6 protein-coding genes are annotated in these 10213 nt (G+C 41.0%); all 6 read right to left on the bottom strand.

Annotated features, from left to right (window positions below):
* Positions 1-271: 271 nt before the first annotated feature.
* Positions 272-1255 carry a PD-(D/E)XK nuclease family protein gene (locus Q0017_RS08960; RefSeq protein ID WP_298145600.1) on the bottom strand — a complete coding sequence of 328 codons (984 nt, stop codon included), beginning with the start codon at positions 1253-1255 and terminating at the stop codon, positions 272-274.
* A 73-nt stretch (positions 1256-1328) separates the two neighbouring features.
* The gene (locus Q0017_RS08955; RefSeq protein ID WP_298145596.1) at positions 1329-3968 is read right to left on the bottom strand and encodes a bifunctional aconitate hydratase 2/2-methylisocitrate dehydratase; all 2640 of its coding nucleotides are present in this window, start codon (positions 3966-3968) and stop codon (positions 1329-1331) included.
* A gap of 295 nt (positions 3969-4263) precedes the next feature.
* Positions 4264-4533 carry a hypothetical protein gene (locus Q0017_RS08950; protein ID WP_298145594.1) on the bottom strand — a complete coding sequence of 90 codons (270 nt, stop codon included), beginning with the start codon at positions 4531-4533 and terminating at the stop codon, positions 4264-4266.
* An 82-nt stretch (positions 4534-4615) separates the two neighbouring features.
* Positions 4616-5143, bottom strand: a complete 528-nt coding sequence (locus Q0017_RS08945) for a hypothetical protein (RefSeq protein ID WP_298145591.1) — start codon at positions 5141-5143, stop codon at positions 4616-4618.
* Between the two features lie 110 nt (positions 5144-5253).
* The gene (locus Q0017_RS08940) at positions 5254-5613 is read right to left on the bottom strand and encodes a hypothetical protein (protein WP_298145589.1); all 360 of its coding nucleotides are present in this window, start codon (positions 5611-5613) and stop codon (positions 5254-5256) included.
* An 89-nt stretch (positions 5614-5702) separates the two neighbouring features.
* Complete coding sequence (locus Q0017_RS08935) at positions 5703-10205, bottom strand: translocation/assembly module TamB domain-containing protein (RefSeq protein ID WP_298145586.1); 4503 nt, start codon at positions 10203-10205, stop codon at positions 5703-5705.
* Positions 10206-10213 lie beyond the last annotated feature (8 nt).

Genomic DNA, 10213 nt, shown 5'->3' with positions numbered 1-10213 from the left:
TATGATAAGATTAACCCGTTAGGTCAGGTGGCTTAACTTAAATAAAAAAGTCTCCGACAAACCCGGTACGGTTCAATGTGGATTAAACGATTTATTTCCAATAGTGTAAAGTTGAAGCTTTATAATACAGGATTTCTTTTATAAATCATTTTACTCAACTCTAAGTTATATATTCTAGCAATCAAATCAAATGGGGATTAATCTAGTAGGTCAAAACCATCTAGCCTACTAGCGACTTATTTCTATCCCTAAAAAATATGATAATTTTGACTTATTGAGCAAAATCTTCAATTTTTAAAGCGTATTTTTCTATAAACTGAGTATAAGCTTTCAACTTATTTAAAGTTTCATCTAAATTAATCAATTTTGATTCGTCTTTTACCAAATAATCTGTTTTAAGGATTGTCATTGTCTCGCCACTACCAAAACGCGTAGGTTTCTGAAAACTTAGACCCTCTTTTTTGGCATTTTCCAAAAAGTGTTTATAGCAAATATTTCTGAACTTACTATAATTTTCAGGCTTACGAGCATTAATTTTTAGAACAAGTTCATTTTCCTGAATTTGAAGATATTGCCAACAAGTTTCATTCTTTTCAAAAGCCCACCAATATCCCATGAATCCGCCATTTTGATTCGGTACATATCCCCAATCTCCACGATTTAATTCTTTTTGGACATATTTAAAGAATCCAATCCAATTCTTATTATTCCATTCATCTTTATAAATAAATGCATTAACTTCGTCTTCAATTTCTGTAATATAATCTTTAAAGTTATTAAAAATATCACTATTCACATCTTTATAAGTTTCTAAAACCGCAACTAACTTATCTCTAGAAAAAATCTTAAATCCCTCTTCGACTTCCTTTTTATAATTAGATTGATCATGCGTTTTAAAAAATATAGCTAATACATTTTCCTCCCCCACCTCTGAAACTATAATATTTCTATATCTTGTTAATTGATCACCATGTGCTTTTGTTCCAGTTTTATCTTCTATAATAATAGAGAAATTGTTGATTTTAAGAAGTATGTCGATGTTTTTATATTGTTTATGGAGACTAAATTCCATGATCTGTTCAGGCATTTTTTTATCTTCTAATTCAAAAAATGCTGCAATCAAATTCATTGCGCAACTTTTGATTCTTGGGTCTACATCTTGATATTTAGGATTCACATGATCAAGCAGCCAAAAAATAAAAGCGTCCTGCGAGAGTTCTTTAGTTGCGTATTTAAAAATATTGGGTTTATGCATTTTTTACTCAAAAAAATAAGGGCTGATTAATCAGCCCTTATTTTATACCGCTTATTGCTCAATTAAAAATCAATTAAGTCAACTGAGCAGCAGCAATTTTCTTAGTATCAACATCTTTAGATGCGTCAGTGTACGCATCCATTTTGTCAAAGCTTAAGTATTGATAGATGTCAGAAGACATGCTGTCAATTTGAGTTGCATATTGTTGGTATTCTTCTGGAGTAGGTAATTTACCCAATACAGCAGCAACAGACGCAAGCTCAGCAGAAGCTAAGTAAACGTTCGCACCTTGACCTAAACGGTTAGGGAAGTTACGAGTAGAGGTAGATACACAAGTGGTGTTAGGCGCAACACGTGCTTGGTTACCCATACATAATGAACAACCCGGCATTTCTGTACGCGCGCCAGCTTTACCGTAGATGTTGTAGAAACCTTCGTCCATTAATTGACGCTCGTCCATACGCGTAGGCGGTGCTAACCAAAGACGTGTAGATAAAGAACCACCTGGTACTTTTTCTAACAATTTACCCGCTGCACGGAAGTGACCAATGTTAGTCATACATGAACCAACGAATACTTCGTCAATTTTCACGCCTTGAACGTCAGATAACAATTTCGCGTCATCTGGGTCGTTTGGACAGCAAAGCACTGGCTCAGTGATAGTTGCAAGGTCAATTTCATACACTTTGGTGTATTCAGCGTCCGCATCAGCTTTAAGAAGTGATGGGTTCGCTAACCATTTTTCCATGTTTTCAACACGGCGCGCCATAGTACGCGCATCGCCATAACCTTCAGCAATCATCCACTTAAGCATCGTGATGTTAGAGCGTAGGTATTCAGCCACTTTCTCTTCAGACAGAGTGATCGCACAACCAGCAGCAGAACGTTCAGCAGACGCATCAGATAATTCAAATGCTTGCTCAACAGTCAGGTCAGTTTCCATTTCTGAAAGATCGATCTCAAGGATACGACCAGAGAAAATGTTCTTCTTACCTTTTTTCTCAACTGTTAAATCACCTTGTTGGATCGCAACGTAAGGGATTGCATGTACAAGGTCACGTAAAGTGATACCAGGTTGCATCTTACCTTTGAATTTCACAAGGATAGATTCAGGCATGTCTAGTGGCATAACACCAGTTGCAGCAGCAAATGCTACAAGACCAGAACCCGCTGGGAATGAAATACCAATTGGGAAACGAGTATGCGAGTCACCACCAGTACCTACTGTATCTGGAAGAAGCATACGGTTTAACCAAGAATGGATAATACCGTCACCTGGACGTAAAGATACACCGCCACGGTTCATGATGAAATCAGGAAGTGTGTGGTGAGTTGTTACGTCAACTGGTTTTGGATATGCTGCTGTGTGACAGAAAGATTGCATAACAAGGTCAGCTGAGAAGCCTAAGCATGCTAAATCTTTAAGTTCGTCACGAGTCATTGGACCTGTGGTGTCTTGAGAACCAACAGTGGTCATCTTAGGTTCACAGTAAGTACCCGGAAGTACGCCTTGACCTTCAGCAAGACCACAAGCACGACCTACCATCTTCTGCGCTAAAGTAAAGCCTTTTGCGTTTGCAGCAGGTTGCACTGGCGTACGGAATAATGTAGATGGCTCAAGACCTAACGCTTCACGCGCTTTAGTGGTTAAACCACGACCAACGATTAAGTTGATACGGCCACCAGCACGCACTTCGTCAAGAAGTACTGGAGTTTTAAGTTCAGCTTCAGCAATTTGCTCGCCGTTCTTAGACGCAGTTACTTTTGCAGCAGCGTGGTCAACATTAAGAACGATTTCGTCGCCCATGTTCATGTTTTGAACATCGATTTCAATCGGTAATGCGCCCGCATCTTCCATTGTGTTGAAGAAAATTGGTGCAATCTTAGAACCTAAGCAGTAGCCGCCATCTTTCTTGTTTGGAATATGTGGAAGGTCTTGACCGAAGAACCAAAGTACAGAGTTAGTTGCAGATTTACGAGATGAACCTGTACCTACAACGTCACCTACGTAAGCAACTTGGTTGCCTTTAGCGATCAATTCTTTGATTTGGTTTAATGGACCAACTTCACCTGGTTTTTCAGGGTTGATGCCATCACGTTCGTTTTTAAGCATTGCATTTGCATGCAATGGAATATCTGGACGGCTCCATGCGTCTTGTGCTGGAGACAAGTCATCAGTGTTGGTTTCGCCAGTCACTTTGAAAACAGTTAATTTGATTTCAGTTGGAACGTCTGGACGGCTTGTGAACCATTCAGCGTCAGCCCAAGACTGAAGCACTGCTTGAGCATTGGAATTACCCGCTTTTGCTTTGTCAGCAACGTCATGGAATGCATCAAATACAAGAAGAGTTTTCTTAAGTGCTGCAGCTGCAAGTTCAGCAAGCTCAGCGTCATCAAGAAGTTCAACTAAAGGAGCAACGTTATAACCACCAAGCATTGTACCTAGTAGGTAAACCGCACGTTCTTTAGAAACCAGTGGAGAAGTCGCTTCACCTTTTGCCAAAGCAGCTAAGAAAGCAGCTTTTACATACGCAGCTTGGTCAACACCCGCTGGAACACGGTTTTCAAGCAAGTCAACTAAGTATGCTTCTTCACCCGCTGGTGGGTTCTTTAATAATTCAACTAATGCAGCTGTTTGAGCATCATCAAGTGGCTTCGGTGGGACTCCGAGTGCGGCACGTTCTTCAACGTGTTGGCGGTAAGCTTCTAGCACGGTGTTATTCCTCTTTTTTAAAAAATTATTTACGATTTCCTGCTTATATAAAGCTTCGCAAACAATATGGACAGCAAAATATTACTAAAATTCACGTTAAAAGTTAATGCGCCTAAAGTATTTGTTTGTGATGCTCATTATTTTCTATCTAAATGATGTCTAGATTGTTTATTCCATGAGCATATATTGGTGGTAAAACCAACACAGTGTCTTTAAGCGAACCCCATTTACGAACATTAGTCATAAAAAAGACAAGCTTATGTTGTCTTTTTTATTTGAAAAAATCCATTCCACCTTAGTGTACAGTACTTGATTTTATATATTGCTGAAAATTCGCCCGATCACCGATAAATTTTAAAATCATTTGATCCTCGTGTAACAAATCCACAAGGCAATCGGCAAAGCGAATCGTCACCAAATAGCGTTGTGCTTGTTCATCAATACAATCACGTAAAATCACCTGATCGCCACAATGCAACACATAGCCACCTTTGCCTAAAACCATCATGCCGCGTCCATCTTCAAGTAAAAAATCCTCATGATTTAAATAACCGACCACTTCCATGACTTGACTCCTTTTTTGTTGTGTTTATAGTCTTGTTATAGCCGCTTTTTTGTTTAAGTGCCAAAGTTTATTGTTGCGAAAGTTAAGCAATACAGCCCTTTTGAGTGCGCTCCATTTGAATAAATTGACCTTCTTGTTGTTGTAAGCGATAACGTGCCAAAACCGCTTCAGCCTGATCATTGACCTGTTGATTTTGTTTACGCTCCCGATTAAAACTAAAAATGCTCTTGGCACCATCAAGAAAATTATTACCGGCCGCTTCTGCAACTAAATTTGCGCCAGGAATGGGAATAAAGTTTGCACCAGCACTCACTAAACTTCTTAATAGTCCGCCTTTTTCTGGTACTTGTGAGGGTGCTTGAGATAAATTTTGTGCATACGTCATCAAATTTTGTAGGTCACGCTGATTATTTGATGCATATACTGCCAAATCAGCACAATTGGCTTGAGCTAAAGCGGCTGCACTAATGGATTGATACTGCTGTAAGTTTGAATGTTGTAGGGCTTGTAATTCAGCCAATGCAGCCTTGGATCCTGCATAAGCCGATGTGGCGAACATGCATGCGAAACAATAAAATACCCCAAGTAGAGCATGTTTAAGCTTTTGCATAATATGTATCCTTTTATGACTATTGGTTAAAAATTAACCAATATTGAAGTATAAGGAGCTCAACACATAATCACAAAAGATCTTAAATTTTGATACAAAAAAACCGTTCCTTAGAACGGTTTGTATTCTGGGATTTCATCAAATGGGGTACTTTGACAACGCTCGGTCACCTCAGCACGAATTTTTTCACGCTTTTCACTTGGATTGTCATTGACTTGATCGCTAGATAATAAATAGACCTCGTCAATCACCTCTAAAACAAATTTCTTGGTGGTTGGGTCTTCAAGCTTTTCAGCATGTTCAATCGCAGCTTGCTTTTCAATCGAGTTCTGACGATCAAGCATAATGGTACGTGCAGCATTACCTACACTTTTACAGTAGCCTTGCCATTGCTGTTCGGGGGTTAGGGGTGGTTTTTCCGCACAACCTGCCAATGCCGCTACAATCGATAAAGTAAATAACTTTTTCATGAATCTCTCCTGTTGCAGGCTATAATAATGGAACTAAAAGCGCTGTAAAGCCTCAATAAAAAAAAGCGCTCCGAAGAGCGCTATCTTATTTAGAATTTCCAATGATAGAACACATCCACAGCGCGCTCTAAGGCTTGACTGGCTTCTACATAGACCCGCTGATTCATCTGGTAACGCAAAGTCAATTTATTGACTGGCGTAAACACACCAACACCATAACGAATAAATAAATCTGGGGTAATGTAACCGGTCACTGAAACTTGTGTGTCATCGCCTGTGCCTTGTGCATCTAAAGCTAAACCGCTTAAGCCAATGGTACGTCCAATTTGATTGGTTAAAGCACGCGTGCCGCCTAAGCCCATGCTGATACCTGCCGCTGCAATGGTATTATTTACATCAGACTTAAAGCCTTCTGTTTGGCTAATCCCATTATTCCCATCGTTAATACGACCGGTAATTAAAGCATTTAAAGCCTCTTGTTCAGACAAGCCTGCATCATTATAAATTTGGATATTTGGACTGGATGCATTGCCTGTAACACGTAAACCTACTGTGCTGCCTTGTACCACTTTATTGGCTTCTACATCTAAACTTGGATTGGCCAATGGTCCATTAAAACGTGCAATCGCACGATTAAGATCCAAGCTTTGTCCATAAGCTTCAATTTTTACCCGTTTAGACACCCCAATTGCCCCGTTGGCACGCATAGCTGTTTCTAAACCACGCTGTGATAAGTACAAACGCCCCAACAGTGGAATACGGCTATCAAAGCCTTGGAAAATTACTTGATCACCCAATTGCACCATCACATCCGCACGTACATCCCAAGGTTTGGCTGCACGTAAGATTGCCAATTGATTCTGTCCCTCTTGCACAATACGTACATCGGATGACACATTCACGACAGGTGCTGCGGCTTCTGGCATGGAAATCAAAGCGCGTGGTACATGAATCTCACCATTTACGCTAATGCGGCGCTGTGCGGGTAACACATCCATGCTAATTTCAGGATCAACAATAGCCGTAATCAACGGCGCTTGACGGATCAACAAATCATCGCCTTTGAGTTTAAGCTGAATACGTGGCTCATGACGCCAATCAATGGCACCGGTCAGTTGCCCGACTCCACGTCCACTATTGAAGGCACCATTGATCGTGGCTTGATTTTGGCGAATCGCCGAATACAGTTGAATATTGGTTAAATTCACCGGCAAGGAAATCATGCTGATAGCGCCATCTTTTAGACGTAAATCACCATTGAGCTGTGGTGCGCTCAATGCACCTTGCACTTTACCGGCAAAAGATAAATGCCCGCCAATAGAACGCACATCCTGAATAAATGGCTTCACAATTTTAAGGTCAATGTCTTTAAAGGCCACATCACCGCTGATGTTTTTACGCGCACTATACGGGTCAATCAATACATCAGCATAACCTACACCGCTGTTTTGTGTGGTGACATCTAAGCGCAGTTTTAAACCTTGCGATACGCTTTTGGCGACCACTGCCACTTGTTTATAGTTGATTTTAGACGCGTTATATTGAGGGTCTTCAGCGGCTAAACCAATGCTGCCATCTTGTGTGACTAAACGCGCATCGAGTTTGGGTTGTTGTCCTTGTGCCCATGAAGCTTTGGCGTAACCATTGACTAAACCGGTAATACTCAAACCTTCTGGCATAAAAGCTGCAAAATCATCTAAATTGACGTTACGCGTGATGAAAGACACATTGCCTTTAGATGGACTGATCCGTAAGGGTTGATCGGCACACAATTGACTTTGTTGACTGACCCAACAATGCGCACCCACCAGTAATTCTTGACGCGCTTGGTTATACACCACGGCTGCATGTTGACGTTGCACCAAACGGGTTCGTAGCGAATCAAAATCGCCTTTTTGGATTTGCCCCAGCCAATCATGATTGGCAGTAAAACCACCTGCTAACTGGACATTAAATTTGCTCAGGCGGTTTTGTGCTTGTACTTTTAATACATGTGCATTGTATTGTCCACTCAGTGAAATTTCACCTTGTTGAATTTCACGCCCACCGGCACGCAAGCCCACTAAAGTGCCACGCATTTGTGTAGCTGTGGTGGTTGAGGTGGGTAAATCACCTTGCAGACGCATTTTTTTAATGCTGAAACTGTCATTCAAACCAAAATCATCCACGGCTAAATTGGCGGTGGCTTTTAAGCGCGGTGCAGCTTGTACATTTAAGTTCCCATAGATGCGCCCACGTAAACCCGGATACAACTCATATAAGGCAGGTGCATCAATACTTAAACGTAGGTTTTGCGCATTGCCTGTGGCTTGCAATTGGTTATTGGCATAGGCCAAATACAAGCCATTGGCTTCAAATTGACTTGGCACAAAGCCATTGTGGTCATTTTTAAGCAATACAGACAGATTGCCCTGACCACGTAGCGGCTTACCATTTAACTGACCCGTGAGTTTGAGTTGCTGTAATTGAATTTGTTTCAGTTTGTCGGTCCATGTGCCTTGAGTGGTGACTTGACCGGATATATCACCTTTGACACCTGCAACAAAATACTGCGGTTTAAACTGATTTAAAGCCGCATTGATTTTCCAACTTAAAGTATTGGCTAGATTCACTTGCCCATTGGCTGAGATATTTCCAGCAATACCACGATGTTGGAAATGCTGAATATTTAAAAACTCTGGCGTACCTGCAATTTTAAAATTTAGACCCCCTTTAGACACCGGCATATCACTGGCATCTAAATCCCCCTCATAATTAACGGCATAGCCTTTAAAGCCACCACCGGCTTTTTCGTCATGAAACAAAACTGCCGCTGTACTTTTCCCACTTAAACGCACGGTTTGACTTTGCTGTGTTAAGCGACCTAACAGGTTAATGTTTTGTAGTTGAATAATTTGCTGGTTGGGTAAAGCATAACCTGAGGCAAGCACTTGACCATTTAAACGATCTACCGGTAAGGCGCTGGCCAAACTTTGTGGATTAAAATCCTTGGCGTTTAAATTAGCACGCCATTTGAGTTGACGTTTTTCATCGGGTAATTCCACCACTGCCGTACCATTTAAGCCACCTGTGTCAGCTTGATAGTTAAACTGCGGAATGTTTAAAATATTATTTTTAATATTGAGTAAGGCTTGATATTCCCCAGTTGGCAAAAAGCTTTGCTCGTGTTGCTTAATTTTCGTTTTGACTGCAATGTTTTGCTGACCGTCAAGCAAACTGACTTGTGCGCGGCCTTGCTGACTGGTTAACCAGCCCACATAAGGTATTGCACGGTCTAAATCACGCCATGTAACATCCAAGTTAAGCGGCTGTGGCTTATTGGCTTGCTCGGGATTTTGATCAAGTTTAAGCTGCCATGTTTCATCGCGATCAAAATCTACATCCGCAGTTAAATGCAGACCATTTTCCAAGGTGCCTTTTGAGGCAATTGCAGCATCCAAACTCGGCGGTAAAAAATCTTTGACCACCTGCGGAATAATAGGGTCTTTCGGGTTAATTTTATCTAAGCGACCGTGTAAATCCCAAGTCACTTGATTTTTCCAACTCACCACACCGGCTAAATTGACCGCGCCTTGCATCACTTGGCCATTTAAAGCATGGATGTCAATTTGATTGACAAAGTCGGTAAACATTGACGCCGTATATTGACCTTTTGGAATGTCTTGCCCACTTAGATCGGTGTTTAAATCAATGGCTAAACCTTGCGCATTGCCGTTAAATTTTGCAATCCCTTTTTCCGCAAATAATTTTTGTTCGGTTAAAAATGGCAAATGATACTGTGCAAATTTTAGCGCCCCAAACATAGGTACATTTTTACGTACCGGATGCACCACCACCCAACCGGTCAATAAATCAGGATTACGGGTCGCCACACCGGCTTGGATGCTATCCAAGCTGCCTGTAGCCACCACCTGAATATCATGGATATTTAAACTGTTATTTAGGCTAGGTAAATTAACCAAACCAACTACATCTAAAGGATACTTATCTTTAAAGTCGATACTGCCGGTGGCATTTTTGACCAACAAATAGCCCATACTGACGTTGGTGTCAGCAAATTCAAGTTTGGTGTCTTGCCATAGAGCATCGTTCACCACGGCATCGTAAAAATTAACTTGGGTACCGCTTGACGTTTCAATCAACAAATGGTTGAGATCGACATGATCAACACGCAATACAAATGGCAGACGAATTGGGCTAAATTTAAACGGCTCATCACTTGGTGGGTTCTTGGTAATAATCTGTAAATTCTGCACATCAGCACGGCTTAAATGAATTTCCTTATTTAAAATAGCTCGCCATCCCAAATTCACATCGGCACGGTCAATTTTAACCTCTACTGCAGCAAGGTTGAGCGCCACATTACGTAAAATTAAGCCCTGCCACAAATTACCGCCTTCATATTCATAGCGAATAATCTGTTGACGCTCCAACACCCGGTCCAACAAAAATTGACTGCCTGCATTGGTTGAAAACATGACCACCAAAGCAGCCCCAAGCAATAAAAAAATCAATAAAATTGAAACCAAAATATTGCGTAGCGTATTGCGCTGCTTTGGTGTGACGTCTGTGTTGGTGTCTAAATGTGGCATATTGTTTT

Source organism: uncultured Acinetobacter sp., from assembly GCF_947624825.1.
In the GTDB taxonomy this organism is placed as follows: domain Bacteria; phylum Pseudomonadota; class Gammaproteobacteria; order Pseudomonadales; family Moraxellaceae; genus Acinetobacter.
This window is presented reverse-complemented; position numbering and strand designations above follow the sequence as displayed.

Coding starts and splice junctions, on each gene's coding strand:
- Q0017_RS08950 (WP_298145594.1), bottom strand. CDS start 4,533: ATGGAAGTGGTCGGTTATTTAAATCATGAGGATTTTTTACTTGAAGAT.
- Q0017_RS08935 (WP_298145586.1), bottom strand. CDS start 10,205: ATGCCACATTTAGACACCAACACAGACGTCACACCAAAGCAGCGCAAT.
- Q0017_RS08945 (WP_298145591.1), bottom strand. CDS start 5,143: ATGCAAAAGCTTAAACATGCTCTACTTGGGGTATTTTATTGTTTCGCA.
- Q0017_RS08960 (WP_298145600.1), bottom strand. CDS start 1,255: ATGCATAAACCCAATATTTTTAAATACGCAACTAAAGAACTCTCGCAG.
- Q0017_RS08940 (WP_298145589.1), bottom strand. CDS start 5,613: ATGAAAAAGTTATTTACTTTATCGATTGTAGCGGCATTGGCAGGTTGT.